The sequence below is a fragment of the Pseudoalteromonas sp. CnMc7-15 genome (assembly GCF_022347925.1).
Classification (GTDB): domain Bacteria; phylum Pseudomonadota; class Gammaproteobacteria; order Enterobacterales; family Alteromonadaceae; genus Pseudoalteromonas; species Pseudoalteromonas ruthenica.
Genome location: NZ_JAKRFT010000007.1, coordinates 1 through 26157, shown reverse-complemented (window position 1 = coordinate 26157; position 26157 = coordinate 1). Strand labels below are relative to the sequence as shown.

Annotated in this window: 29 protein-coding genes and 4 tRNA genes; 23 read left to right on the top strand and 10 right to left on the bottom strand. The window is 47.4% G+C overall.

All coding sequences use genetic code 11. The features are described 5' to 3' along the window. Positions 1–170: 170 nt before the first annotated feature. Both MHM95_RS16505 and MHM95_RS16500 read right to left on the bottom strand, forming a co-directional pair. The gene (locus tag MHM95_RS16505) at positions 171–1295 is read right to left on the bottom strand and encodes a DUF4785 domain-containing protein (RefSeq protein WP_239385811.1); all 1125 of its coding nucleotides are present in this window, start codon (positions 1293–1295) and stop codon (positions 171–173) included. Positions 1296–1304: 9 nt separating this feature from the next. Further along, positions 1305–2159 (bottom strand): hypothetical protein, encoded by an 855-nt coding sequence (locus MHM95_RS16500; protein WP_239385810.1) that lies wholly within the window; start codon positions 2157–2159, stop codon positions 1305–1307. 227 nt (positions 2160–2386) lie between these two features. Here MHM95_RS16500 and MHM95_RS16495 point away from each other — a divergent pair, with 227 nt between their 5' ends. Next, a complete protein-coding gene (locus tag MHM95_RS16495; RefSeq protein ID WP_022945012.1) occupies positions 2387–2770 on the top strand; it encodes an MAPEG family protein in 384 nt (127 codons plus the stop codon). Positions 2771–2849: 79 nt separating this feature from the next. On the opposite strand, the gene MHM95_RS16490 is transcribed toward MHM95_RS16495, so the two are convergent. The 3 genes from MHM95_RS16490 to MHM95_RS16480 all read right to left on the bottom strand — a co-directional run bounded on the left by MHM95_RS16490 (position 2850) and on the right by MHM95_RS16480 (position 5188). After that, positions 2850–4049: a TonB family protein gene (locus tag MHM95_RS16490; protein ID WP_239385809.1), complete on the bottom strand. Its 1200-nt coding sequence runs from the start codon at positions 4047–4049 to the stop codon at positions 2850–2852. 1 nt (position 4050) lies between these two features. Then, positions 4051–4428, bottom strand: coding sequence for a BlaI/MecI/CopY family transcriptional regulator (locus MHM95_RS16485; RefSeq protein ID WP_022945014.1), 378 nt, complete (start codon positions 4426–4428; stop codon positions 4051–4053). Between the two features lie 61 nt (positions 4429–4489). Beyond that, positions 4490–5188 carry an RNA pseudouridine synthase gene (locus tag MHM95_RS16480; protein WP_239385808.1) on the bottom strand — a complete coding sequence of 233 codons (699 nt, stop codon included), beginning with the start codon at positions 5186–5188 and terminating at the stop codon, positions 4490–4492. Positions 5189–5288: 100 nt separating this feature from the next. On the opposite strand from MHM95_RS16480, the gene MHM95_RS16475 reads away from it, so the two are divergent. The 7 genes from MHM95_RS16475 (at position 5289) to MHM95_RS16445 (ending at position 12378) form a co-directional block, all read left to right on the top strand. Next, complete coding sequence (locus MHM95_RS16475; RefSeq protein ID WP_239385807.1) at positions 5289–5594, top strand: DUF6482 family protein; 306 nt, start codon at positions 5289–5291, stop codon at positions 5592–5594. Between the two features lie 128 nt (positions 5595–5722). Beyond that, positions 5723–7204 (top strand): FMN-binding glutamate synthase family protein, encoded by a 1482-nt coding sequence (locus tag MHM95_RS16470; protein WP_239385806.1) that lies wholly within the window; start codon positions 5723–5725, stop codon positions 7202–7204. A 147-nt stretch (positions 7205–7351) separates the two neighbouring features. After that, on the top strand, positions 7352–7591 hold the full coding sequence (locus MHM95_RS16465; RefSeq protein WP_022945019.1) for a VF530 family protein: 240 nt from the start codon (positions 7352–7354) through the stop codon (positions 7589–7591). A gap of 87 nt (positions 7592–7678) precedes the next feature. Further along, positions 7679–9409 (top strand): DUF4153 domain-containing protein, encoded by a 1731-nt coding sequence (locus tag MHM95_RS16460; RefSeq protein ID WP_239385805.1) that lies wholly within the window; start codon positions 7679–7681, stop codon positions 9407–9409. 2 nt (positions 9410–9411) lie between these two features. Further along, a complete protein-coding gene (locus MHM95_RS16455; protein WP_239385804.1) occupies positions 9412–10185 on the top strand; it encodes an amidohydrolase in 774 nt (257 codons plus the stop codon). 71 nt (positions 10186–10256) lie between these two features. After that, positions 10257–10913: a glutathione S-transferase family protein gene (locus tag MHM95_RS16450; RefSeq protein WP_239385803.1), complete on the top strand. Its 657-nt coding sequence runs from the start codon at positions 10257–10259 to the stop codon at positions 10911–10913. 55 nt (positions 10914–10968) lie between these two features. Next, a complete protein-coding gene (locus tag MHM95_RS16445) occupies positions 10969–12378 on the top strand; it encodes a mannose-1-phosphate guanylyltransferase/mannose-6-phosphate isomerase (protein ID WP_239385802.1) in 1410 nt (469 codons plus the stop codon). Here the strand turns inward: MHM95_RS16445 and MHM95_RS16440 are convergent. Both MHM95_RS16440 and MHM95_RS16435 read right to left on the bottom strand, forming a co-directional pair. Then, entirely contained in the window at positions 12375–14534 is a 2160-nt protein-coding gene (locus tag MHM95_RS16440) for an ATP-binding protein (RefSeq protein ID WP_239385801.1), read from the bottom strand. The genes MHM95_RS16445 and MHM95_RS16440 overlap by 4 nt on opposite strands. Before the next feature lie 95 nt (positions 14535–14629). Beyond that, positions 14630–14929, bottom strand: a complete 300-nt coding sequence (locus MHM95_RS16435) for a helix-turn-helix domain-containing protein (protein ID WP_197275966.1) — start codon at positions 14927–14929, stop codon at positions 14630–14632. A gap of 191 nt (positions 14930–15120) precedes the next feature. Here MHM95_RS16435 and MHM95_RS16430 point away from each other — a divergent pair, with 191 nt between their 5' ends. The 6 genes from MHM95_RS16430 to MHM95_RS16405 all read left to right on the top strand — a co-directional run bounded on the left by MHM95_RS16430 (position 15121) and on the right by MHM95_RS16405 (position 18534). Beyond that, positions 15121–15750 (top strand): glutathione binding-like protein, encoded by a 630-nt coding sequence (locus MHM95_RS16430; protein WP_239385800.1) that lies wholly within the window; start codon positions 15121–15123, stop codon positions 15748–15750. Then, positions 15747–16115 (top strand): nuclear transport factor 2 family protein, encoded by a 369-nt coding sequence (locus tag MHM95_RS16425; RefSeq protein WP_239385799.1) that lies wholly within the window; start codon positions 15747–15749, stop codon positions 16113–16115. Before MHM95_RS16430 ends, MHM95_RS16425 begins: the two co-directional genes overlap by 4 nt. Before the next feature lie 10 nt (positions 16116–16125). Next, the gene (locus MHM95_RS16420; RefSeq protein ID WP_022943677.1) at positions 16126–16332 is read left to right on the top strand and encodes a 4-oxalocrotonate tautomerase family protein; all 207 of its coding nucleotides are present in this window, start codon (positions 16126–16128) and stop codon (positions 16330–16332) included. A 107-nt stretch (positions 16333–16439) separates the two neighbouring features. Beyond that, positions 16440–17165 (top strand): hypothetical protein, encoded by a 726-nt coding sequence (locus tag MHM95_RS16415; RefSeq protein WP_239385798.1) that lies wholly within the window; start codon positions 16440–16442, stop codon positions 17163–17165. Positions 17166–17264: 99 nt separating this feature from the next. Next, a complete protein-coding gene (locus MHM95_RS16410) occupies positions 17265–17855 on the top strand; it encodes a hypothetical protein (RefSeq protein ID WP_239385797.1) in 591 nt (196 codons plus the stop codon). A gap of 256 nt (positions 17856–18111) precedes the next feature. Next, on the top strand, positions 18112–18534 hold the full coding sequence (locus MHM95_RS16405) for a hypothetical protein (RefSeq protein WP_239385796.1): 423 nt from the start codon (positions 18112–18114) through the stop codon (positions 18532–18534). 163 nt (positions 18535–18697) lie between these two features. Here the strand turns inward: MHM95_RS16405 and MHM95_RS16400 are convergent, their stop codons facing one another. Beyond that, positions 18698–19354, bottom strand: a complete 657-nt coding sequence (locus MHM95_RS16400; RefSeq protein ID WP_022946419.1) for a response regulator transcription factor — start codon at positions 19352–19354, stop codon at positions 18698–18700. Between the two features lie 216 nt (positions 19355–19570). Then, positions 19571–19936, bottom strand: coding sequence for a histidine triad nucleotide-binding protein (locus MHM95_RS16395; protein WP_045979365.1), 366 nt, complete (start codon positions 19934–19936; stop codon positions 19571–19573). A gap of 98 nt (positions 19937–20034) precedes the next feature. Between MHM95_RS16395 and MHM95_RS16390 the strand changes: the two genes are divergently transcribed. Further along, positions 20035–20625 carry a DUF2057 family protein gene (locus MHM95_RS16390; protein ID WP_045979364.1) on the top strand — a complete coding sequence of 197 codons (591 nt, stop codon included), beginning with the start codon at positions 20035–20037 and terminating at the stop codon, positions 20623–20625. 82 nt (positions 20626–20707) lie between these two features. Here MHM95_RS16390 and MHM95_RS16385 read toward each other — a convergent pair whose 3' ends face one another. Beyond that, the gene (locus tag MHM95_RS16385) at positions 20708–22546 is read right to left on the bottom strand and encodes a M1 family metallopeptidase (RefSeq protein WP_239385795.1); all 1839 of its coding nucleotides are present in this window, start codon (positions 22544–22546) and stop codon (positions 20708–20710) included. Positions 22547–22682: 136 nt separating this feature from the next. Here MHM95_RS16385 and murB point away from each other — a divergent pair, with 136 nt between their 5' ends. The 8 genes from murB to MHM95_RS16345 all read left to right on the top strand — a co-directional run. Further along, positions 22683–23693 carry a UDP-N-acetylmuramate dehydrogenase gene (gene murB, locus MHM95_RS16380; RefSeq protein ID WP_239385794.1) on the top strand — a complete coding sequence of 337 codons (1011 nt, stop codon included), beginning with the start codon at positions 22683–22685 and terminating at the stop codon, positions 23691–23693. Continuing rightward, on the top strand, positions 23680–24666 hold the full coding sequence (gene birA / locus MHM95_RS16375; RefSeq protein ID WP_022946424.1) for a bifunctional biotin--[acetyl-CoA-carboxylase] ligase/biotin operon repressor BirA: 987 nt from the start codon (positions 23680–23682) through the stop codon (positions 24664–24666). The genes murB and birA overlap by 14 nt, the downstream gene beginning before the upstream one ends. Further along, positions 24663–25367, top strand: a complete 705-nt coding sequence (locus MHM95_RS16370) for a type III pantothenate kinase (protein WP_239385793.1) — start codon at positions 24663–24665, stop codon at positions 25365–25367. Before birA ends, MHM95_RS16370 begins: the two co-directional genes overlap by 4 nt. A gap of 117 nt (positions 25368–25484) precedes the next feature. Continuing rightward, positions 25485–25560 (top strand) — tRNA-Thr (locus MHM95_RS16365). 41 nt (positions 25561–25601) lie between these two features. Beyond that, positions 25602–25686 (top strand) — tRNA-Tyr (locus MHM95_RS16360). Positions 25687–25732: 46 nt separating this feature from the next. After that, positions 25733–25807: transfer RNA gene (locus tag MHM95_RS16355), tRNA-Gly, on the top strand. A 13-nt stretch (positions 25808–25820) separates the two neighbouring features. Next, positions 25821–25896 (top strand) — tRNA-Thr (locus MHM95_RS16350). Positions 25897–26030: 134 nt separating this feature from the next. Further along, positions 26031–26157, top strand: a 127-nt coding sequence (locus tag MHM95_RS16345) for a GTP-binding protein (protein ID WP_228553369.1), incomplete at its 3' end; no start/stop codon positions are given.

Sequence of the window (26157 nt, the reverse complement as noted above, 5' to 3'; positions counted from 1 at the left end):
CAACCAACAAGAAAAACTTTAAGTTATCATGGTGTTGTAGCGTTGGCGAATGAGGAAATTAGATACTCATTATTAACCAAGGTAATAACTACCCCAAGGTACTTGTAGGCGTAGGTAGGATAAACCCAATACCAAGCCAAGCCTGATATTGGGTGCATATCATCGTGCGCTTAAAACCCGGCTACCGGGCCTTTAACAAACTTCTGGGTGGGGGTGAATTTCAGCATCCGAGTGTGGTCACTTAACTCAACATCCACCAACTTGAATGGCCCCGTTGCTGCGGTGGCAACATCGAAAGGCAGGGTAAAGGTATCAACACCTTTTATCGCTTTCGCGACCTCGACAGTAGCCAGCTTGGTTGCCTTACCTGCTACCATTCCTTGCAGCGTAGCGCGAATAGCGTAACGGCCTTCATCACTCACATTCACCGGTACGCTGGCTTGGAAACGGTTATTACCGAGCGCACTTACTTTTGCGGTTTTCATGGTAATAGTGTCTTTACTATACACAAAAGGCAGTTTTATGGTGCGTTTAACCTGTTGGCCGTTAATGTTTACTGTGGTGTCGGCTTCTATTTCATAAAATCCTTGCGCCGCTCCTACATGCTGTAACGGCTGGCTGAAAATCACTTTACCATTGGCGTACCGAGCAGATAGTTGTTCATTCACCGGGCTGTGAACGCGCAGCGAAACATTGTTGGCAGCCTTGCTAGCGTTGCCCTGCTGCGCCATAGATAAGTCCATAGCAAGAGAACGCTGTTGTTCATCGACCCTGAAATCAGCTTCGGCTTTAAGTGCATAGGGCGAACCTTTCTCTACCACATGCACTAAGTATTGGTCATCGTCACCCAGTGGTTGAGTACTTTGTAGCATCGGTTTGCCCTGCGCACTGACATTTTTGAGCTGAATGGCCACACTGCCATCTTTAAAGCCCGCTTGGTGCATTTGTTGCTGCGCAGCTATGCTTTTTAGCGCCAGTGTGGCGTTGCTTTTTGCATCTCGCAGTTGCAGTTTATCCATTTGTAATTGTTGCGGTTTAATCACGGTGCCGCTGTCAAAACGCGCTTTTGGCGCAACGCGGATAAGGTGGTCGGCTTGGGTGACGTGCACAGCCACACCTTGTTTAAGCTCTCGACCACTGACCGTTTGCCAGTATTCATGGCTGCTTTTTGTTAACTGTTGCAAGCTGGTGTTGTCGCCTTGATATACATTAGGCCACTGATATATGGTTTGTTCATTGGCCATTGCGGCGCTGGTCATCATCGCCAGAGCACTCAGGGTTAGTGTGTATTTCATGTCTGGCTCCTATATTCTGTTTTTCAGCATATCGCCCAGGCCAAAGCAGTCGCGACGACTTTGCTGGTGGCTTAGTGGCTCTCTGCCACGGGTGCGTGATTTATCGGTAAACCATACTGAGCCCGCTAGAGCTTGAGAACTGCACTCTAAAAAACCATCGGAACAGTCATCTAACCAGTTTTGCGTGACCTCTAGGCCAACTTGATTTTGATAACCACCGCAATAACTATCCGAATCCCACACCGCAGATTCAACGTCGCTGCCGATCACGGTTTCAAAACGTGAGGGGAGGGTTGGGCGATTCGGTGTACCTTTTAACCACTCGGCATTATAAGCAGCCATCCAAGATACTTGCTGTTGTTTTACTGCGTCATTGCCGTAGCCGAGGATCCAACCTAACCCTTGTTCAAAGGTGTTACCGGCAATCACCGCATCGGCCAAAGGGGTGCCGCCACTGGAAGGGGCCAAGGCGATGGTGTGATTGACTTTATTGATGATACTTGGGTAACGGCTATCCCACGTGGGGTTGGAGAGGAGCCAACGCACGACATTGCCGCCGTTTGAATGAGTGATCAGCGTTAAGTCAGTAATATTTTTGTTGGCAATAAAGCTGTTTAATGAGTCGGCTAGGCAACCTGCGGCGCCTTCGGCCCACATAAACTGCTCAAAGTCACAATTAATCACCGTAAAGTTATTGGGGTTGGCAATGCCTTGGCGAACCTTATCAACAAAACCACTGGTCCAGTAGTCGTTATAGGCATCGCTTTGCTGGCCTGTGCCGTGAATGAAGGCAACGCCCTCAGTTGCAAAAACGCCTTGGCTCATTCCGAGCGTAAGCGCGAGAGAGATTAGTTTTATTTTCATGTGTGTTCCTGTTGATTGTTATTTCCATCAGGGTAGAGGTGTGACCTCCGATCAGAAAATAGACTAAAGAGGTACAATTGCAAGCTGAAATTTACAATTATTTAACCTTGGTGTCTGTTTTAGGGGCTAAAATAGGAGCTGTGATGCGTAAAAAACAATAACCTAGCACCGGGCTTATCATTGGATTAGGGTAGTACCAAGCCTGTGGCCTTTAAAAAGGAACGATTATGAGTGTATTAGTTGTGTGTGCGTTGATCGCCTGTGTGTTACCTATACTTGCCAAAGCGCCGCTCGCTTGGGCGCAGAACCAGCAAGGGGGGTACGATAATCGCCACCCTAGGGCGCAACAACAAGCGCTTACCGGCTTTGGCGCAAGAGCATTAGCAGCGCACCAAAATAGCTTCGAGTCCCTGATTATTTTTGCTGTGGCATTAGCTGTGGTGATTGGCGCCAATAAACAAGCCGCAGTTATGGATACCTTAGCTATCAGCTATATTGTTGCGCGGGTGTTGTACTGTCTTTGCTATTGGTTTGATTTACACTTGTTGCGCTCATTAATTTGGGCGGTTTCCTATGCCTGTCCCATTGCTATGATCGCACTGAGTATTTAGCACTTTTCTGGTGTTAACGAAAAACACAAAGCAAGCACCTAATTTAAGGGGCTTGCTTTGTGTTTTTGTTGGTCGCGAATTAGTGCGAAGTGACGTTAATGCGCTCGGTTAAATCAGGCAATTGCACGTCGTTGCTGAGTTTGAAATCAAGTTGCACTAGGTGCTCATGCTCAGGATCCGAATAAGGCTGGTACTGCCATTGTTCAAGCGCGCGCACCGCCTCTTTGTCAAACACTTGGGCCGGCTGTGATTTCACCACCGTAACATTGTTCACCGAACCATCTTGCGCAATTTGGAATCGCAAAACCACAGAACCGGAAATGTTTTGTTCCGCAGCCTCAATTGGGTACTTTGGTTCTATGCGCATCACTGCTTGCGGTTGGTCGGTTTTGTCTTGATTGTGCCCTTCACCTGCTTGTGTTGTGGCAATCAGCGTTAGGCTCGCGAATGCGAGTAAAATACTCAGCACTTTAGCGACGATATGACCCCGATTCGCCGATTGCATATTATGTAAGCGTTGTAACATCATGTTTTTATCTCCGTAGTATGAATAAGCCAAGCTGTGCAGTTGCGAACGACTCGCACACTCGACCATGGATTTGCCATACAGCAAGCGCTGTGTGGCCGATTTGTTTACCAATACCAGTTCATCGCATGCCAGCTCCTGGGTGCGTCTTAAGCTGAAGTATCCTAGCCATATCAGTGGGTTGAACCACATTAAAATCACACAACCTAACGCAGCGGCATTAATGATGTTGTCATGGCGTCTTAGGTGCACATGCTCATGTTCAATCATCAAAGCCAAGGTGTCGGGGTTATGCTGTGTTACCAAATAGCTAGGTAGCACAATACGTGGCCTTATAAAGCCGATAAGCATGGGGGAGCTTATTTTTGTGCTCTCGTAAATAGGCAGTGATGCATTACTTACGCTGACAGTGCTGGTCAGTTTAGCGCCTATGCGGCGTTGGAACTGTGCATGCTGCAAGAAAACAACTAGCAATAACACTGTGACCACAAACCAATAAGCGATTTCCCAATTCATGCTAACGTGCGTACTCGCTTGCTGCAGAGGCGTCACGATGTAACTGTTTAGCACTGTGGGTGATGCCACTGACTGGCTGAGCTCAACATGTTGCGCTATGAGCGCTGCAGGAACCACAAGCCACAGGCCGTATATAAAACGGGCGGTCAATGATTTAAGGGCATAGCGCTCGACAATAACAAGTGTTATTAACAACGCAGAGAGCCAAGCTTGTTGGGCGATGATCCAGGCAAACATATTACTTTCCTTGTTGGTCTTCCCACTCTTTTATAACGGCTTTGAGTTCGTTGATATCTTGCTGTGACAGTTGCTCTGTTTTCGCAAAACCGCTGACTAATGGCGCAATACGGCCACTGAAAAATCGTTGTATTAAGCTTTTACTTTGCTTGAGGGTATATTCTTCGCGGCCAATTGTGGGTGTGTAACTGTATAAACGACCCTGTTTTTCAAAGCTGACCGCCTGTTTTTTTACTAGTCGGCCTAACAGCGTTTTTATGGTTTTTTCATGCCACTGGGTGTCGTCGCTCAGGCGTGCAACCACCTCGCTGGCTTTCGCTGGATGGCCTTGCCAAAGGGCTTCCATAACGGCAAATTCGGCTTTCGACAACTCGATCATAGTATTGCTCACAAATGTAATTCTTAAGCTAAAGATTACACTTGTAGTCAATGTCGTCAAGTTATTTTTGTAATCCGTACACCTGCTCCGGTGTCAGTGCTTGAAAATGGTGTTCGTTGATCAGCTCGGGTTGCAGTACATAGTCTCCTATACGCACACGCATAAGGTCGATAACCCGGTAGCCGCAGTGCTTCGCCATTTTACGAATTTGCCGATTAAGCCCTTGGGTCAGGATGATTTTAAAGCGAGTTGTTGAAAGAGGTTCGCAAACACAGGGACGCGTCGTGTGTTCGCCCAGAATAATACCACTGCGCATTTGCACAAAAAACTCGGGGTTTAATGGTTTATCAACTTCAACCCAATACTCTTTTTGATGCGCAAAGTCGGGGTGTGAGAGGCGTTGGCACAGCGCACCGTCATTGGTCAATATCAGTAATCCGCGTGAGTCTTTATCAAGGCGACCAACCGGGTAAACACGGGGCCCTGCTGGGAGGTGATGAATAAGACTTTGAGGGTTGTGTGGTTGCAGCTTGCAATCAATGCCCACCGGTTTGTGATAAGCAAAATAACATTTCGGCGCCAGTCCCAGCACTTCCTCGCCATCCACGGTGACATGGTCATGGGCACTGACATGGGTAATGTGTTGCGCCAAGGCACCGTTGACTCTCACTCGCTCGGCGGTAATCAGCCTTGAGGCTTGGCGGCGTGAGCAAACGCCAGCATGAGATAAAAACTTAGCGACACGAATAGGCGGTGACATGATTATTACTGTAACTAACGGACAAGGCCATCATAGCATGCTTTAATCGCCATGGCCTTTGCTTACGTATAGCTTTAAACCTTAATGTTTGGAGCAAATCATGGGTATCGACTTTACTAACCTGCAGCATCATCAACCGATTCAAAAAGTAGTGATCCACTCATTGGATATGGCGTTGTATCAAGTATCGGTAGTAATCAACAATATTGAATACTATGTCAAAGACCCTCGAGGCGAGATTCTCAAAGCCAATAGCCCATTGCATATTCAAAAGCTGTTCGATGATATTGCCTATCACTCCATGGTACTGCGCCATAGCAGTGCTTACGATGAAATGTGCGGTCAGCCGACTCGCCAACAAGATAACACTTTAGAAGTGCCCTACGGCAAAAACGGTTACTACTAATGGTGCTGCGTACTTTTGTTTCAATCGCTGTACTCTAGGTAGAAAGAAAATAACCCTATTAACAGTCTGGTCAATTGCCTCACTATATGTAAATCTGCATAGCATTAGGGACAACAAGGGGTTAGCTGATGAGCGACTTTTTCATTTACGCCATCGACTTTTTGACCAGTCTGTTTTTACTGGCGTTGGGCATCATCGTACTGGTGGTGATTTATTTTTATATTGTTGATGTTAATCAGAACAAGCATGCAATTCGTCGAAACTATCCAGTTATTGGTCGGTTTCGTTATTTTTTCGAGCGCCAAGGCGAGTTTTTTCGGCAATATTTCTTTGCCATGGACCGCGAGGAAATGCCGTTCAACCGTGCCGAGCGCAGCTGGGTATACAAAGCGGCGAAAAATGTTGATCGCACCTCTGCATTTGGCTCCACACAAAGCTTAGACCCCGCCGGCACTATTATGTTTATGAATTGTGCCTTTCCCACCTTAGAAGAAGACGCCATCGACCCTGAGCCGATTGTGCTCGGTGAGCAATCTCGCCACCCCTACACCGCGAAGGCGGTGTTTAATATCTCTGGCATGAGTTATGGCGCTTTATCTAAACGCGCCGTGTTGGCGCTATCGCGCGGAGCCCGCCAAGCGGGGTGCTGGGTGAATACCGGTGAGGGGGGATTGAGCCCCTATCACCTTGAGGGTGGCGCCGATATTGTCTTTCAAATTGGCACCGCCAAATATGGGGTGCGTGATGAGCATGGCCAGCTCAGTGATCATAAACTCAAGGAAGTGGCGGCCCACGAGCAAGTGAAAATGTTCGAGATCAAAATGAGTCAAGGTGCAAAGCCCGGTAAAGGCGGGATGTTACCTGGGGTTAAGGTCAACGCTGAAATCGCCAAAATTCGTGGTATTCCTGAGGGCAAAGACTCCATTAGCCCGAATGGACATCCGGAAATTAAAAGCGTTAGTGATTTGCTGGATATGATAAACCACGTGCGTGAGGTGACCGGGAAGCCAACGGGATTTAAAGCGGTATTAGGGGAAACTCAGTGGCTTGAGCAACTGGTGGCCCTGATTAAACAACGTGGCGAGCACAGTGCGCCAGATTTTATCACTATTGATAGCGCCGATGGTGGCACTGGCGCCGCCCCTCAACCGCTGCTGGACTCGGTTGGTTTGCCATTGAAAGAGAGCCTGCCTTGGGTGGTCGACTTGCTTGAGCGTAATGGATTACGTGGTCGTATTCGTGTCGTTGTTTCTGGCAAGTTGATTGTGCCTTCCAAAGTGGCCTGGGCGATTGCCTTGGGCGCTGACTTTGTGGTCTCGGCTCGTGGCCACATGTTTTCCTTGGGGTGTATTCAGGCGCTGCAATGCAACAAAGATACTTGTCCCACAGGGATCACCACCCATAACCCGAAACTGATGAAAGGGCTTGATGTGGTTGATAAAACTCAGCGCGTTGCGAACTACAACAAATATATTCACTATGGCATCGGTCTGATTGCTCACTCCTGTGGGGTGAATAACATACGTGGCCTGAATCGTCAGCATGTGCGCGTGGTGCAAGAAGACGGTTTGTCGCAAACCTTGGATGAGATGTACGCGCATTACAAATGACCGCGCTAACGAGCTAGGGGCTGTTGTTACAATCAATTGTTAGCAGGGTGCTAGACAATGCCCTGCAGCGGTTTTCTCTGCCTAGGCATTGCATGGTATTCTTAGCGCTACGAGGCCAATCGCGCCCTGTTTAAAAGGCTAAGTACAATGGATAATCAACCCAATAACCCCCTGCATGGCGTTAAGCTGGAACAAATAGTGACTCGTCTAGTCGAGCACTATGGCTGGCAGGTGCTAGCGCAGCACATCAATATTAATAGCTTTAAGAATGACCCCTCGGTGAAATCATCGCTGAAGTTCTTACGTCGTACTCCTTGGGCGAGAGAGGAAGTAGAGCAGCTTTATATTAAAACCTTCCACACGTGGCCATACAACGTCCAACAATAATGTTATTCGTGTCCCGATAAGGATTTTGCGCAACGCGCTAAAAATAGCGTATGGTGAGTATGAACGACTAAGGATAGGAACATACTCATGACCCAGAAACAGCACTTTACTTTACGGTGGCTAGTGCCTCAGGCTTTACTGCAAAGTGCCTTGCTGGTGTGGCTGTACTTAGCCGTTGATAATGGCAACTGGCCAGCGCAATCGCCCACCTGGTTGGTGGGGTTAGTTACCCTGACTATCGTCTTTCCTGGATTATGCTACCCGCGATTAGAACGCGCAGGTTGGCGGCGCTTTTTAACTTTAGCCGTGCCCTACTCGCTGTTGTTGAGTGTGTTGGGGATGTATATCGGTGCGCAGCAGCCACAACAAGAGCTCTTTAATAACGACGCGTTGATTGTCACCTTTGTATTATGTGCCTTAATCACCACGTTAAAGTTACTTAATGTAGCCACTTTGTATAGCAGAGGCGAGCCGATCACCTATCGGCAGTTGTACGAGCTATCTTGGCAGCATTTTATTCAGTTCAGTTTATGTTGCTTCTTTGCTTTAGCTTTATGGCTTATTTTGCTTCTTGGTGGCGAGCTATTCAGCACCATCGGCATTGAAATTTTAGCTGATCTGCTCGATGAACCTTGGGTTAGTATTCCAGTGCTTACCTGTGCGTTTGCTGGATCTGCTATTGCCCTTAGAAGCATGCTTTCGGCCGTCGAAAATATTGAAAAGCTACTGAAAATTTTAGCCAAATTTTTACTGCCCGTGCTTGCTGTGCTGGCCATTACCTTTATCGCCAGCTTGCCATTTACCGGATTAGAGTCGCTCTGGCGGCTGGAGAACAGCACCTTAATGCTACTGTGGATGCAAGCGAGTTTGTTGTTCTTCTTTAATACCGTGTACAGCCGAACCGATGCTCTGCCTTACTATCACTGGTGGCGTGGGGTGATGCTATTGGCGCTGCTGACTTTACCGCTATACGCAATGTTGGCACATTACGGCCTGTGGCTGCGCATTGAACAGTATGGCCTGACAGTGAGCCGGGGGTGGGGAGTGCTGATCAGCGCCACCTTGGCATACTTTGCCTTCAGTTACTGCGGGGCTATCATCATCAAGCGCCAGCAATGGCTCATTTGGGTGCACAAAATCAACGTTATCGGCTGCGCCGCATTATTTGTGGCGTTGTTGGCGGTCAATTCACCGCTTGCTAATTTGCAACAGCTCAGTGCCCAAAGCCAAGTACACCGATTGCAATCGGGGCAAGTCAGTGCCGATGAGTTTGATGTGTATTACTTTTACAGTGAACTTGGCAAGGCTGGCTTTGAGGCGCTGCAGCAAATACAACAGCATACTGATAATGACTCTCTTAAAGCGCGTATAGTTCGCTTATATGCTAATCGTGATGAACCCAGCGACTTTGAAAAATGGCGGTCACAATGGCTGCAAGGGGTGCGCATTGCCAATGCGGCTAATCAACCTCCTTCCAGCTTGTTACAGTTTATCCATAGCAATAACTTCTACAAATATTATGGCAAGGGGGCTTCTTTATACCTCATTGCTGCCGATGTGAACCAAGATCAGCAGTTAGAATGGCTATTGCTGCACCAGCAACACAATTATCTGCAAGGGGTGATGTTCACCGAAAACCAGCAACAGCAGTGGCAGAGTTATCACTTGCAAGTGGCCAACGCCACTGACGATGAAGAGCAAATTAAGCAGGCTTTGGCAGCAGGGGAGTTTACTTTAACAACGCCGCAATGGCAGCATATCGATATAGGTGGGGCGCGTTTATCGGTGCCAGTAAATATCTATGAGCAACAGGAGTAACGATGTCGAAACTAACCGTCGCTTTGCTACAGCATGACATTCACTGGTTGGACGTAGAGGCAAACCTCGCACATTTAGCGACGCAGCTACAATCGCTACCAGAGGTTGATTTAATCTTGCTGAGTGAGACCTTTGCCACTGGATTCGCTGTCGCCGAACCAAATGTTGAGCGTCATAGCGAGCGCATTATTGTTTGGCTTAAAGACCAGGCCCAGCGCCGCCAAGCGGTTTTGTGCGCCAGTGTTATTAGTGCCGACGAGACAGGCAAGTTTAACCGCCTGTATTGGGTGCAGCCCAGTGGCGAGCTGGATTATTACGATAAACGCCATCTATTTTGCTTAGGCAAAGAGGGTGAGCACATGGACGCCGGCACAGCGCGCAAGGTGTTCACCGTAAAAGGGGTCAGAGTCCTTCCTCAAGTATGTTATGACCTGCGTTTTGGCGTATTCCAACGTAACCGTAATGATTATGATGTGATGGTTAATATTGCTAATTGGCCAGCTGCTCGGCGCGATGCCTGGGATACGTTATTAAAAGCCCGGGCCATAGAAAATCAGTGTTACGTGTTAGCGGTCAACCGGGTTGGTGAAGATGGTCAAGGTGTTGAGCACAATGGCGGCACCGCAGCTTATCGCTTCGATGGCAAGCTGCTCGCTTATGGCGAGGATAATAAGGCCCAGACGATTACGGTCACCTTGGATTTAGCGCAGCTAGAGGACTATAAGGAATCTTTTCCCGCATGGCAGGATGCGGATGACTTTGAGCTCAACTTGTAAACCCCTGGCCACGGCATAATCACTTTTAAGCTGCTAGGCTAAGAGGATTAGCAATAACAAGGAGGTGTGCGGTGACTCAGATTACTCTTTTCACCTACGACTGGGTGCCAGAACTACCGCGTGGCTATGTGCGTGATTTGCGCGTACGTTGGGCGTTAAAAGAAGCCGGTCTTGATTACCGCGTTGCCACTGTGGCATTTAAAAATAGAAGCGCTGAGCATTTTGCCCGGCAACCGTTTGGGCAAATTCCCTGGCTCGAAGATGGCGAGCTGTCGGTGTTTGAAAGCGGCGCTATCTTGTTACATCTCGGCGAGAAAAGTACCGCACTGACGCCCAGTGTCGCCAGCGAACGGAGTAAAGTGATTGAATGGGTTTTTGCGGCGTTAAACTCGGTTGAAGCCGCTAGTTTACCCTGGTCTATTTACCAGTTCTGTGGTGATAGCAATGACACCCCAGCCCGAAAGCAGTTAGATGCCTTTTTACGCGCTCGACTGACGCACATGGAGCAAGTGTTGACGCAGCGGCAGTGGTTGGCCGCTGACTTTTCTATCGCCGATATTTTAATGGCCGATGTACTGCGGTTAGTGGCGCGCTTTGACGCCTTGGCTGAGTTTAAAGCCTGTAATGCGTACCTTCAGCGGGCTTGTGCTCGGCCTGCATTTGAGGCGGCACTGCAAGAGCAACTAGCTCAGTATGGAGAGCCTTCTGCAGATCAACCCAAGGCTTAATCAACGCCATGAAGAACTGGTATAATCGTTATTCGATTATTAGTTCTGAGCTGGTATGTTGATTTTACCTGTGCTTTTAGCGGGCGGCAGCGGTACGCGTTTATGGCCGTTATCGCGCCAAGACCGTCCAAAACAATTCTTATGCCTAGATGGCGAGCATTCACTGTTACAGCAGGCTGCACTGCGAGTACAGCATCACAGCTTGCTGCCTCCGCTGGTGGTGTGTAACGCCGAACATCGATTTATGGTCGCACAGCAATTACTCGAAGTAGGGGTTGACCCCTGTGCCATTATTCTCGAGCCACAGAGCAAAAATACTGCCGCAGCGGTGGCCATTGCCGCGCTGTGGGCACAGCAACATTATCCCGATGCGAGCTTATTTGTGACCCCGGCGGATCATGCGATTGCCAATCCCGCGTGTTTAATTGAGCGTTTACCGGCGTTAGCGCAGCACAGTGATCAGGCGCTACTTACGTTTGCCATTGAACCCACGCGCGCCGCCACAGAATATGGCTACATTTTAAAAGGTAAAGCCGCAGCACAGGCGACCAATCTATTTCATGTACAGCACTTTAAGGAAAAGCCCTCATACGCGCTAGCGCAGCAGTATATCGAACACGGGAACTACTACTGGAATTCCGGCATGTTTATGTTTACCAGTGGCTGTTTTGTGCGAGAGCTAGAGCAACACCAACCGCAGATGATGGCTGCGCTGCGCAAAGCGGCGCACTTTCACAGCGATCTTGATTTTGTTCGTGTCGATGCCGATGCCTGGCAACACGTGCCCAGTGACTCTATTGATTATGCTCTGCTGGAACATAGCGAACAGGTGCTGACTTGCCCGTTGCCACTGCAATGGGCCGACCTAGGTAGCTTTGCGCAAGTATGGCAACACACAGAGCAAGATCATCAGGGCAATGCGGTGATTGGTGAGGCGGTGCTGCAAGATAGTCATAACAACTTAGTGGTGACTGACGAGCATCAGGTGGTGGCGACCTTAGGAGTGCATGATTTGGCAGTAGTGCAAAGCGGTGATACCACCTTGGTGGCAGCCAAATCGCAGCTGCACACTATGCCAGCTCTACTTAGCCAAGTCAGTGAGCAATACCCACAGCGGCGTTTGCGTCACCGCCAAGTATTTCGACCTTGGGGCAGCTACGAGGTGCTCAATGAGGGGCCAGGTTTTAAAGTAAAGCACATTATGCTTCATGCCAAGACGCGACTGTCTTTGCAGCTACATCAACATCGCGCTGAACATTGGGTGGTTGTTAGCGGCACTGTGCTGGTGGAGATTGATGGCCAGCAAAGCCAGCTCAGCGCCGGACAATCAACCTTTATCGCTGCGGGACAAAAACACCGCCTGAGCAACACCTCAAACACTGTCGCGCGGGTGATTGAGGTGCAAAGCGGTGCGTATCTTGAAGAAGATGATATCGTCCGTTTTGATGATGATTATGGCCGTTAGACTTGAGCGCGCATTGATTTAAGGTACAGCTCTAAGCTTTGTTGCCATAACTCAAGGCAATCGCTTAGGTGAGTATCTAGCGGCTTATCCTCAAGCAATCGCCGTTCAATTTTCTTTAACGCCATGCCGTAGCGATTAAACCCGAGTTGCAAAGCTGTGCTGGCTTGGCGATGTAACACTTTGATGCACTGCTCTTTATCATTGGCCATAAGCTGCTGGCAACGCAGCAGTTTATTACGGGCTGAAAGCACGAACTCATTATAAATAGAGGTCAGCTCTTGCTCTTCAAAGGTATTGGCCATTTGCTCTGCGGCGGTTTCATCGTAGAGCACATCTTTAAGCTCAACGCTCAAATTAGGTGCTTGACTGGACTGCGAGTCACTTAACGCTTGGCGCAGCTTTTCTTGTTTTATAGGTTTGCCGACAATGTCTTTGATCCCCAAGGCCAGGTATTCTTTCACTTCATCGGGGCTGAGGCTGGCAGTAAAGGCTAAAAACGGCGTGCGATGATTGCGATGGTCGATATTCTTCAAGCGTCGGATCACCTCTTGGCCGCTTAAGTCGGGTAAATTCATGTCCAATAACACCACATCAAAATGATACTGCTGCATCAGTTCAATGGCGCTATGGCCATCGGTAGCGAGCTTCACTCGATGCTCGTCCTCGGCCATAAACTCTATGGCAATCTTTTGGTTAAGGTCGAGATCTTCTACTAACAACACATCAAGGCCGGTGAGGTAATGGGTCGTTTGCGGACGTTTCTCAACGAGGCTAAGCTCGCCCACAGTTAAGCGCATATCAAAGCTAAAGGTACTGCCTTTGCCAACTTCACTATCAATAATAAGCTGGCTGCCTAAGTGTTCCAGCAGCCGGCTGGTGATTGCTAAGCCCAGGCCAGAGCCGCCCTTGAGTTTACCGGCGCTACTTTGTACATAGGGTTCGGTTAAATACTGAATTTCTTCTTGTTCTATGCCGGGGCCTGAATCAATAACACTAAAGCGTAGGGTGTGCTCTTCTTGGCCTTCACGCAATAAATCTACCTGTAGAATCACTTCACCTCGGTCGGTAAATTTGATGGCATTACCTACTAGGTTAATCAGTACCTGTCGTATCTTTTGGTGGTCGCAGTAATAACAGGCTTGTCGCGGCAAGTTAAAGTTCAACTCAAACTTGACCCCTTTTTGCTCTGCCAGCGGGCTTAGCAACAAACACAGGTTATTAATCCAAGTGCGTAACTCTACGTCTTCTTCAAAGAGGGCTTCATCACTTTGGTCCAAGCTCGCATACTCAAGGACTTTATCAATGAGTAAGTTTAGCGACTCGGCTGAGTTGATAATGGCTTCACAATAGGGTTTGTTTTTGGGGTTATTGGATTGGTTCATGATCAATTGCGCACTGCCTAATATGCCATTGAGTGGGGTGCGAATCTCATGACTGACGGTAGATAAAAACAGGCCGCGAATTTCTAAATCTTTCTGCGCCTTGGCTGTGAGTTGATTAAGGTTAAGCTCGCGACGCTCGTTACAGAATAACGCCAAACCAGCAGCGTAGAGCATCGGCGCTAGCACGCCATTAATTAGCAGCGTCATACTAAACCAATCATTACGGATCAGGCTGAAACGGTCGATATCGCCAATCCAAATTGTGCGGGCGCTGAATATGCCTAAGCACATCACTAAGGCAATTAAATACACCAAACTGGCACTGGGGTATTTATGTCGTCCGTAGCGAATAACAATGTAGGTTAGACACAGTGCTTCAGCAATATGTTGTAAGTCAGACAATAACACTCTAGTACGTAAGTTACTGTCAAAGAACATAAAGTAGGTAAAGCCAAGGAGTAAAAAAGCACTAACGAAAATAAATAAGGTGGTAACAAAACCTTTGTAATCTAAAAAACGGCTGATGGCTAACACATGAATAATGGAGCCGAGCATAAAGCTAATGTTAGCCAGTACCACTAACGCCTGTGAGCCCACATCAACGGTGCTCTTCAACGCGAACAGTAAAATCGCCAATAACAAGCACACGGGATAAAACACGTACAAGCCAATACCGACAAAATTACGGTTGGCCCGCCAAGTAATAAAGTTCAGCAGCGCCATAACAAATACGGCAGCGGCACTGGTGTAAAAAAGGGCTTTTGCGTCGAGCATCAACAAGTTAAAAGTTTACGTTAGATAGCCACTACTATACGCAAAATTCACTCGATGGCCATGCGAAAAGTCACAACTCATCCGTGGTTATAGTGCTAGTCGTACTGCTTTTGTAGATAGCCCATGGTTTTAAGTTTGTGACCGACCTTCACGATTTCGTCTAATGCTGGAATAAGTTCTTGGCCAAGCTCGGTAAGCTCATACTCCACCGAGGGCGGGGAGGTATCACGTACATGGCGAACAATAACGCCGCGCTCTAATAGCTCCGTTAAGCGAGTTGAAAGTACCTTTGCCGAAATCGGCGGGATATCAATTCGCAGCTCATTAAAGCGGCGCGGTCCAGCGCGTAAACACCAAATTACATTGGGCGCCCAGGCACCGGAAATGACCGCCATACATTCTGTAAGCATACAGGGTTGGGGTGGTTTAGGGCTTTTATTCAGCCTAACTTTCAATGACATAAGAGTGACTAAGTTTCTGTGCGGTAACCCAATTCTAGCACCAAATGCATGGTTACTTCTAGTAATCTAATTTCCATTAGATATTATCTAAAGCTCCACAAGGACAACAACAGGAATACCGTGAAATGAAGCTTTATTACAAACCTGGCGCCTGCTCTATGGCCTCACATATTATCCTCAATGAGCTCGAGGTCGACTTTAAACTTGAGCGTGTTGATACCGATAAAGGTCAAACCGAGACAGGGGGTAACTACAGCGAAATTAATAGCAAGGGCTATGTGCCTGCGCTGGCCGTTGATAACCAAAAAATACTGACCGAAAATCCTGCCATTCTTGAGTATTTAGCCGATCTAAAACCACAGCTGGAGCTTGCTCCCAGCATTGGCACATGGCAGCGCTATCAGCTTCGTGAGCAGCTTGCTTACCTAAGCTCTGAGTTGCATAAGAGCTTTAGCCCCTTTTTCTCAGGAGCTGAGTTGACAGCCACACAGCGCCAGGCGGCACAGACGAAAATTGGCAAACGTCTCGCACCGATAGAAGCTCAGTTAAGTGCTGGCAGCTTATATTTGCAAGGCGATACCTTTAGCGTGGCTGATGCCTATGCCTTTGTCATTATTAACTGGTCACAGTTTATTGGCTTTTCGCTGACGCCATGGCCTGCCATTAATGCCTTCTGGCAGCGAGTTAATGCTCGCCCCAGTGTGCGCAAAGCGATGCACACCGAAGGGCTGGTGTCTGAGCAGGTCACCTCATGAAGCAGTTGCCAGAAATTACTGCGTTGTTGCAACGCTACTTCGATACCTTGTACCACTGCGACTTGCAGAAATTCGATAGCGTTTTTCATCCCCAAGCAATTTATGTGAGCGCAGATAAGCAACCTTTGCTGTATCGCGATATGCCCACCTATCGTGAGGTGATCGCTCAGCGTACATCGCCCGCTTCTCGCGGTGAGCAGCGTCAAGACAGCATAGATGCAATAGAGCTGCTTGGCGATAACACTGCACAGGCTAGGGTGCGTTGCTCTATCGGTGCTCAGGACTATGTTGATTTATTGTCACTGGTACGCAGTGCTGGGCAGTGGCGCATTATTGCAAAAGTATTTCATATTATTGATAAGTAAGGAGAAGGATATGCCCTATGTGAATATTAAAGTAACGCAAGAGGGAGTCACCCAAGCGCAAAAGTCAGCCTTAATAAAAGGGGTTACCGAGTTACTGGTTGAGGTATTAAATAAATCCCCAGCGACTACTATGGTGGTGATTGATGAAGTCGAGCTCGACAGCTGGGGTATTGGTGGCCTGCCGGTCGAGCAATACCGACGAGCAGCGCTTGAATAGCCTGGCCCGGCACATTAATACAGAGCCTTCGCGCTAGTAATGGTGCATCTTACCCTTACAAGGTATGCTACCTTGTAAGGTCTTACTGATATGCTGTTAGGTATTAAATGGCAAACCGGTCGCAACTATACGAGTATCGAGGTAATCGTTGTTCTCAATGTGGAAAATCCGTTAAGGAAATGGTGGCGCGTTATCGCACGTTTAACCGCATGTTCGAATTTCACCATGTAGATCCATCTGAAAAACATCCTCAATACTCGGCGCTGATGAACAGAACATTATCAGCTGAGCAAATTGAGGAGGTTGATAAGTGTGTTCTTCTGTGTCGAGAATGTCACGGCATTGTTCACGCGCAAAATATTGATGGATCTATTGAAATCAAATCACGAATTGATAATCGTGAAGTTGTACAAAATATCGCCGGGTGGTTCGTTGTTGACGGCGTTGATAAAACCTTAACGTTTATTTCTAACGATAGAATTTTACTCCAGCCATGCCTTGTTACAATTGGTGCTGGTGAACCCGCAGAATACTTTGTGCTAGAACTCATGCAGGAAGACAGAATGTTAAATTGGCTGCATGATCTCGAGGCTCATCATAGAATCGAGGTGATTTCAGCTGCTGATGGCACCTTATTACTTGAAATTGTGTCTGTTGCTGAAAAGTTGGCTAATGTACGCATGGCGCTAGGCTTTCCACTATTGGCGATGGAGTTTGACGTCACTGAGGGAGACTCCTCCTATCTATGGCTTCGGAACGGTATGGTGCTAACCAAGGAGGGGAAACTGTATTGTGAAGGTGAAATTAGCTTCCCTCTGAATATTCGGGTATAGACAACATGCTTAACAAAAACGTCAACTCCATGCCTGCGGCGCTGGATGCTCCTTTGTCGCACCGGTTACGTTAGCGCTATATTTAAAAGAGGGATCTGCGTGTTTAAAAAGTTTTTGAGTGGACTTGTTTTTGGCAGTGGCTTCGCCATAGCTTTCGTTTTCATCGCGTATCTTGGCTTACAAGTGGTCATTCCTGCGGCGATCAATAGCTCTAACAAAAACCCTGAGTTTCATGATGCAAAATCGGCTGAAGTCATAGAACAAGAAACTTCAATAGCCCCCATGATGACCACTGACAACGAATTTCAATTGTATAAAAACGCTCATGCAAAAATGGAAGTTCCGACTGGCGGTGGAATTTTGTCAATTACTACGATAGATACGCCGGAGGACTATAAACACCCAAGTACCTTTCAGCTGTGGATTACAGAGTCTGAATTTTGGCAAGTAAAAACAACAGAGCAAAATGTCGAGATAGAACAACTGGAATATCCAAATAGTTTGCCAATAGATGCGGTAGATACAACTATGCGTAAACAGGCTGGCTATGCAATGAGTACTATGACTGTTCATTCAGGGGAAGTTGCATCATTGAAAATGGGCAAAAGCTCTTGGCACGATAAAGACTTGAATGGGAAAATGAAAATTACAGAGGAAGGAGTGGTTTTCATACAACCCAACGAATTCTGAATACAACGAAGCATTTAAACGGGTCAATTTACTGTTGGTTGACCGCTATCCAACAGTAAATTGTCGTCTAATGAGGCGTCAGATATACATATGAGTCTTTTGCCAATGGCTGCTGTAGTGCCCAATGAAAAGGACGTGAAAGAGGCCAAAAGAATCATTGCTGAAAAGCAATTAGTGGGTTGTTACCAATAACAAAAATAGAATGAACTCATCTCAGAAGTACGAGAGCTCCCTAATTCAAAAAACGTCTTAAACTATGAAAATGCTGACTTTGCTTAAAAGAACTCCAGCTGCCATGCTGAAAAATAATATTTTCTTAACAGCTCTCTTTTTCAGTAGTTGTGCAATCTCGCAACCGACATTGACTCTGGAAGAAAATAGAGTCGCAGAGATTTACGCCAACTATGTTTCTCGCAAGTTATATGTAGAATTGTGCTCAGAGCATAATCCTGCTGAAAATTACCACTCTAGATTTGAGCAATGGACTAACAAAAACTACGCGGATATTGACTCAGGACGACTTATTCTCACGCGCTATTATTCCTCTCGAGACTCAGATATAGATTATGTTTTTAAGTGGAAAACAGATGCAGAGGGCGCATATTTCAGAGAAGCGGATGAGCAAGAGAAATTGTTAGTTTGCAAAAGGTTGATCAACTTCCTAAAGGAGTCAATTTAATGCTCAAAATTTGGATTTTCGATATAAGGCTCGAGTAAGTATGAGGCTCACAACCGTTTGAGTATTGCACTAGCATTCATATTTACAATCTTCACTTGCTCTGCCGCAGATAAATTTTACCGACAAAAAAGCCGGCAATAGCCGGCTTTGTTGATATTAGCGATTAGCGTAATTCATTGGGCATGTTAGTTTGAGCCCAAGATAATAGCTCCACACGGTTACGACACTTGGTCTTACGAAATGCACTGTATAAGTGGGTTTTAACCGTATGCGGGCTGATGTTTAAGTCTTCGGCAATTTCTTTGTTCTTAGCGCCTTTACTCATTAACGCGACGATGGCTTTCTCGCGCTTGGTCAGCTTCACCGGCTCAATATCACCTTCAGTGAGTTTGTGCAGCGAATCTTTATTAAATTGCAGCATGCGGTTCAGCACGTTACACATAACATCACGGCGATACCACAACTGATTCTCTTGAAGTAAGCGAATGCCTTTCATCATCACATCGGCATTATCTGTGGTGTAAAACACGCCACGAATACCACTTAGTAGCGCCCGATTAGCGAGCTCTGGATTCTCATCTAGATTGAACAGCACAATGTCACATTCCACTTTTAAATTGACTAAGTGCTCTTTTAAACGACTCCACGCATCGTCTGATGATGTTTCGATAAATAAGTAAGTGGTGCCAGGCTTAACCTGAGCAACGTCGGTGCCTTTATGGACTTCGAGTCCCTGTGTACGCAGAAGTGGCTCAAGGACATTGACGCCTATTTGGTTGATGGGGTCTTGTTCAAGTAATAGAAAGACAGTCTTACTCATTGTGGTTAGCGGCTCTTTTACATTATTGCCACTATCGTATCATGGAGCTCACTTCTTTTGTATTAGGTGGCTCAGAATTATTAGTGAAAAAAGATTAATAATCTTCAACTTCTGGGTATATACAGGCAGAATGCGAGGTACAGGGCAGCGGATTCAATGATAACACCTTCTTTACCTCTGCCCATATTTGTTAACCTTATAAAAGATAAGCGAAAGTTATACTTTTTTCTTATCCTGATAAGGAGGCCAACCCATTTCTTTGCCGGCCAGCATGTGCAAATGAATGTGGTAAACAGTTTGTCCGCCATGGTCATTGCAATTCATTACTACGCGATAACCTTCATCTGCAAAGCCTTGTTCTTTAGCTAGTTTTGCAGCAACAACATACAAATGCCCGACTGTGGCGGCATGTTCGTCGGTAATATCGTTAATGGTGGCTATCGGGGTTTTTGGGATAATAAGCACATGGAACGGCGCTTGGGGATTAATATCTTTAAATGCTAAAGCATGTTCGTCTTCATACACGATATCTGCTGGAATTTCGCGGTTAATAATCTTACTGAAAATGGTTTCTTCACTCACGGTGTGGTCCTTATCTTTTCATGGATGAGCCAGTAATGACAAAGAAAAGCAGAAGTGTCAAACTGAAGCTTAATCCATTTGCTAACAAGGAAATGACTATGTGGAAGAAAACGATAATGACCAGCCTAATAACACTGGCTTTGGCCCCTCAGGTGCAGGCCGAGATGGTGTACTTCCCGGAGGAAATTATTCCGTTACAGGTGGATGATAAAGAGATAGAGCAGTCATTTTTCTCAACGGTCGATGAATTGGAGCTAGCTCCAGGGCAATACCGCTTGAAGCTGCAATACAGCGATTTGTATGAAAGTGGGTTTGATGATCATCAAGTGGTGGAGTCAGAACCATTTTGGGTAAATTTAGAGGTAAAAGCGGGCGAGGATTACGATGTGATCTTTGAGCGTGCCAGTAATGCCGCAGCGGCCGAGCTTTATGCCGAAGCACCGACAGTGCGTTTACAGGCGCGGGGGCAAAAATTAGCGGCGCCGATGGCTTCTGTTGCGCCAGCTGAGGCACCACAGGCGAAGACGGTAGTCAGCGCCAATAACCCTGATAAAGAGAGCCTTGAAGCGGCCCAAGTCGTGGTTAATAACAACGTCAGTGCTGCGGCTATGCTGGACTTTTGGTGGCAGCAAGCCAGTGCGCAAGAGCGCCAAGCTTTCTTGGAGAAAGTAAAAGCAAACCAACAATAGTAAAACTAGCATCGTTGTTACAAGTACAAAAAAGGGCGATATTTCTCGCCCTTTTTGCAACGTTTAAACTGGCAAGGCCCAGTTACTTGAATAAGGCGTCGATCGTACCTTGTGCTAAGGGGTGGTAGCCTGGGCGTGCGCCCTGATAAACGTCATACGCCCAGTCGCGCTTACCGTTTGCGATAAGTGCTTTGTATAAGGGCACAATGAGTTTACGGCGGCCAATGCTGCTCAAGTGTTGGTCTAATGCAGGGTAAATCGCTTCATAACCATTGCCTACCGCTAACATAAACCATGCAAACGCCACTTCTTTATTTGTCGATGCCGTGAGGTTGAACTGCGCGTCTAGCTCTGCCATTTTATCATTGTTTAAATCACGCGGCAGGTTGTTCAAAAAGTGCAACCACTCGTGCACAGTCCAGTCAGCCGTTGGCAAGTCGCTGAGCTGCTTATCGCCTGCTAGCCAAGCTTGAGTTTGTGCATCTACTTTATCAAACACGTCAGAGGTGGGGTTAGGCGCATCGGCGGGTAACCCTGGCTGGTAAATCCACTCTTTTGCTTTTTCTAAGCTGACCACTCCAGGGTGGGCCTTTAATAAATGCTTGTCTAAGTAGGCCACAAACTCGTCGGTAGTCACAGATTGGAAAGCGTGATCGCTGAAGTATTGCTTCACAAAGGTATCGAAGGTGTCACGACCAAATTGCTGCTCCAAGTAGATAAGGAACAATTGACCTTTGGTGTATGGCACTGAGCTAAAGGCATCGTCTGGGTCACGGCCGTTTAGCTTTAAGTTTAGGCGCGTATCGGGAGCGTCAATGGTTTTTAGTTGAGCGCGTAACCCAGCGCTATCCAGGGCTTGCTCCATCACTGCGCGCTCGCGGCCAAATACCTCTTCCATGATGCGGTTTTCCACATACGAGGTGAAACCTTCGTTAAGCCATAAATCTTCCCAAGTCGCGTTCGTTACCAAGTTACCAGACCAAGAGTGGGCCAGCTCATGAGCGATAAGGTTCACTAAACTCTTATCACCGGCGACAACGGTTGGGGTGATAAAGGATAGGCGCGGGTTTTCCATACCGCCAAACGGAAAGCTTGGCGGCAGCATGAGTAAGTCGTAGCGGCCCCATGCGTATTCACCGTACATACCTTCGGTTTTATCAATCATCGCCTGAGTGTCATTAAACTCGGCAACTGACGCATCAAGAATTTGCGGCTCAGCAAAAATAGCGGTTTGATGCGACATTTCCTTGTATTCCAAGTTACCGGCACCAATGGCGATCAGGTAAGGAGGAATGGCCTGCGGCATATCAAAGAAGTAATCGCCGTCTTTAATGAAAGCCCCGGTGTTGTCGGCACTCATTACCGCACGCACGTTTTCTGGTGTTTCAATGCGGGCGCTATAGGTTACGCGCATCGCTGGTGTATCTTGAACTGGGATCCAGCTACGGGCATGGATAGCTTGCGATTGGCTATACATGAACGGCTGGGTTTTGCTGGCAGTTTGCTCTGGCGTAAGCCACTGCAAGCCAGAAGCTTGTGGCAAGCTGTTGTAGTAAATTCGTACTTTAGGAGCCTGCTGGGCGAAGCGAATGGTCAGTTTGGCGCCTTTAACATCGTTGCGCGGGGCTAAGGTAAAGTCAGCTTTATGCCATTTGCCTTGATTGTCTTCGTAAATAACGCGATCAATTTCCAAATCGCGAGTATCAAGCACCAAGGTGCGCGCACTTTTATCTTTCCACTCTAGGCTATGTTCCACAAAGCCTTCAAGTTGTTTGTCGGCGAAATCAACATCTAAGTCTAAAAAAAGGTGAGTTGAGACAACTTCATCCAAGTTGGCATAGGTGTGTTCATCTTGGGCAGCTAACGCATGTTGGCTTAAGCCTGCCATGGCCAATGCCAAAGCGAGTGGTTTTAATTTCATAGTATCCTCAGAACGAGCGAAATAAGAAGAACTCGTTATACCAGATCTCAACCAGCACTGACAGCTATGTCAGACGAGCTCCTTGGGTTACACTAGCTTTGCCTTAAGTAATAAATTAATGACAAGAGAGTGCCTTTTGCCTGCATTACAAAGCCTTCATACTTTTGCCCTTGCGGCTCAGTGCCAACAACTGTTGATTGTCGAAGAACCTGAGCAGCTGCATGATATTGATTTTACGCAGCCGTTTTGCGTGCTGGGTGAGGGCAGCAATACTATTTTTACGGCCCCGTATCAGGGGAGCGTGGTGTTAATTGCCAACAAAGGCTTGGTAATAGAAGAGCATAGCGACGCGTGGCTACTGCATTGTGAAGCAGGTGAAAATTGGCATCAGCTGGTGCAGCAAAGTTTAGCCTTGGCAATGCCAGGGTTAGAAAACTTAGCACTGATCCCCGGGACCGTGGGCGCAGCACCTGTGCAGAATATTGGAGCCTATGGTGTTGAATTGGCACAATTTGTAGATTACGTGCAAGGTTACGATATTACTATGGGTTGCTTTCACACTTTGCGTGCTGAGGAGTGTGAGTTTGGCTATCGCGATTCGATATTTAAGCATGCCTTAAAAGAGCGTTTTATTATTACTCGGGTGGGTTTGCGGTTACCGAAAGCGTGGCAGGCAAACACCAGTTATGGGCCACTGCAAGAGCTGCATCAACCCACAGCGCAACAAATTTTTGAGCAGGTGGTCGCTGTACGCCAAAGTAAACTCCCTGACCCCTATCAACTAGCTAATTCAGGCAGCTTTTTTAAAAACCCAATTTTGCCGCGCCAACAAGTGGCTAGTCTTCGACAACGCGACCCCCATATGCCCTGTTACGATGTGGACAACGAGTTCCAAAAAGTAGCGGCGGGTTGGCTAATTGAACAAGCAGGGTTAAAGGGTTACTGCATTGGTGATATTGCTGTACACGATAAGCAAGCTTTGGTTTTGGTGAATCGTGGCACGGGCACCGCAGAGCAACTTATGGCAATGATTAAGCATATTCAGCGCACTATCTTGGCGCAATTTGGTATTGCTTTGGAGCATGAAGTGCGATTGCTGGGCGCGCAAGGTGAAATCCATGTGGAGGCTGACAATGAAAGCGCCTGATGGCAATAAACTGGCTATATTGGAGCGTCTCAATCAAGGACGCTTTTTGTCTGGTCAAGTGCTGGGGGACGAACTGGGCATTAGCCGCGCTGCAGTCGCCAAACATATTCACTCGCTGCAAGAAATGGGCATCGACATTTATAAGGTCAATGGTAAGGGTTACCGTATTAGCCGACCATTAAGTTTACTATCTCAACCAGCAATTACCGAGGTGTATGAGCAATTACAAGGGCAGGCGGGGCGCTTCGAAGTACAACCGATTATTGATTCCACCAACAGTGAGCTTATGCGCCGTATCCAGGCGAATAGCCTTGAGCCTGATACGGTGTTAGTGGCGGAAATGCAGCGCCAAGGCAAAGGGCGTCGCGGTAGAGTGTGGCAATCGCCCTTTGCGGCGAATTTGTATTACAGTTACTACTGGCGCTTAGACGATGGCATGCACGCTGCAATGGGGCTGTCTATTGCCGTCGGCTTGGCCATTTATGACTGCTTAAAAGCGCTTTATGGCTTAGAAGTACAGTTAAAGTGGCCGAATGATGTGTTGGTCGCTGGGCGAAAATTAGCCGGGGTATTGGTGGAGCTTGACGGCACCGCCGAGGGGCCCTGTCACTTGGTGATTGGCATCGGCTTGAATGTCAGTATGCCCGACAACGCGGCTCAGCATATCGACCAACCTTGGTGTGACCTTAACGAATTTACGACCGAATTAGACAAAAACCAATTAGTGGCGGCGTTGACTTGCTTCTTACAAAAACGCTTATATCAGTATCAGCGTCAGGGGTTAACGCATATGTATCAGCAATGGAATGATGTGCATGCGTTTGCCGGTCAATGTGTGGAGTTGAGCTCTGGCAACAACCATTGGCGCGGAATATGTGAGGGCATTGATGAACAGGGCGCGGTGGTGATCCGTGTTGATGGTCAGAGTAAGCGCTATTTTGGTGGCGAAATCAGTTTGCGAGCGACGACATGAAACTACTAGTAGATGCTGGTAATTCGGCAGTAAAGCTAATGTTGGCCACAGAGCAAAGTGAGCTCAGTGCTGTGGGGCTGCAAGAAGTGCCTTGGTCACACGTGGAGGAGGTGTTGGTATCGGCTGTTGCTGAATCCAGTGCCCTCACTCAGGTGCTGGCATTGGCGGCAGCGCAAGGTAAGCAAGTGCACCATGCTCGCGTGAGTGGCCATTGGCAGCAGTTGCAGTGCGCTTATGAAAACCCCAATACCTTGGGAATTGATCGCTGGTTGGCGGTGATCGCTGGCTACAGTGAAAACCCGCAAGGCGAGACCGTGATTGTGGATGCGGGCACAGCACTGACGATTGATGTGGTAAACAGTGAACACCAACATTTAGGTGGCTATATCTTGCCTGGTCTCGATCTTACCGAGCACAGTATTGTTAGTCGCGCACAGAAGGTGTTCAGTGTTGATGGCTTGCGTCGTCATATCAGTCCTGGGCGTTCGACACCCAGTGCAGTAAAAAATGGTGCCTTGCTCAGTGCTTTGGGAGCAGTGGAGTATGTTCTTTCACATTATTGTCATGGCGACCAGGCGCAGTTATATATAACTGGCGGTGATGGTTTAGCGTTACATAACCACTTGAAGGCAAGTGTGTATCGGCCGCATTTTGTTTTTGAAGGCTTACTTAAGTGGCGAATTGGTGCGCAAACTGTTTAAAAACCCGCAGTTCTGCACGAATATTGAACGTTTAAGCACGAAACCGTAACTTTTTTTGATTTTATAGTTGCATCACTCAAAACCATGCCTTAGAATCTCGCCCCGTACTAAAGCAGTGCCGACTTAGCTCAGTTGGTAGAGCAACTGACTTGTAATCAGTAGGTCATCCGTTCGACTCGGATAGTCGGCACCATTTTCCTCAACTTGGAAAGGCTTTAGAAAGAATTTTAGCGTGGAGGGGTTCCCGAGCGGCCAAAGGGATCAGACTGTAAATCTGACGGCATTGCCTTCGCTGGTTCGAATCCAGCTCCCTCCACCACTTTTATTCTTGACGGTTAGAGGTAGTTAAGAACAGGTTCCTAAAAGCGGGCATCGTATAATGGCTATTACCTCAGCCTTCCAAGCTGATGATGCGGGTTCGATTCCCGCTGCCCGCTCCAGTTTTTCTGGTGTGCTGATATAGCTCAGTTGGTAGAGCGCACCCTTGGTAAGGGTGAGGTCGGCAGTTCAAATCTGCCTATCAGCACCAGTCCCTGACTTTTCCTGAATTACTCCCTTTGATTTGTCTAAAAAATATTCAATAATTGAAGAATTGAATTGACCGGCGCTTGCGTCGATCGTTTGATATGTAATCTAGATACACAAAAACTTATAGGTTCCGTCATGGCAAAAGAAAAGTTTGAACGTTCGAAACCGCACGTAAACGTAGGTACAATCGGCCACGTTGACCACGGTAAAACAACTCTAACTGCAGCGATCACTAACGTACTAGCAAAAGTATACGGTGGTG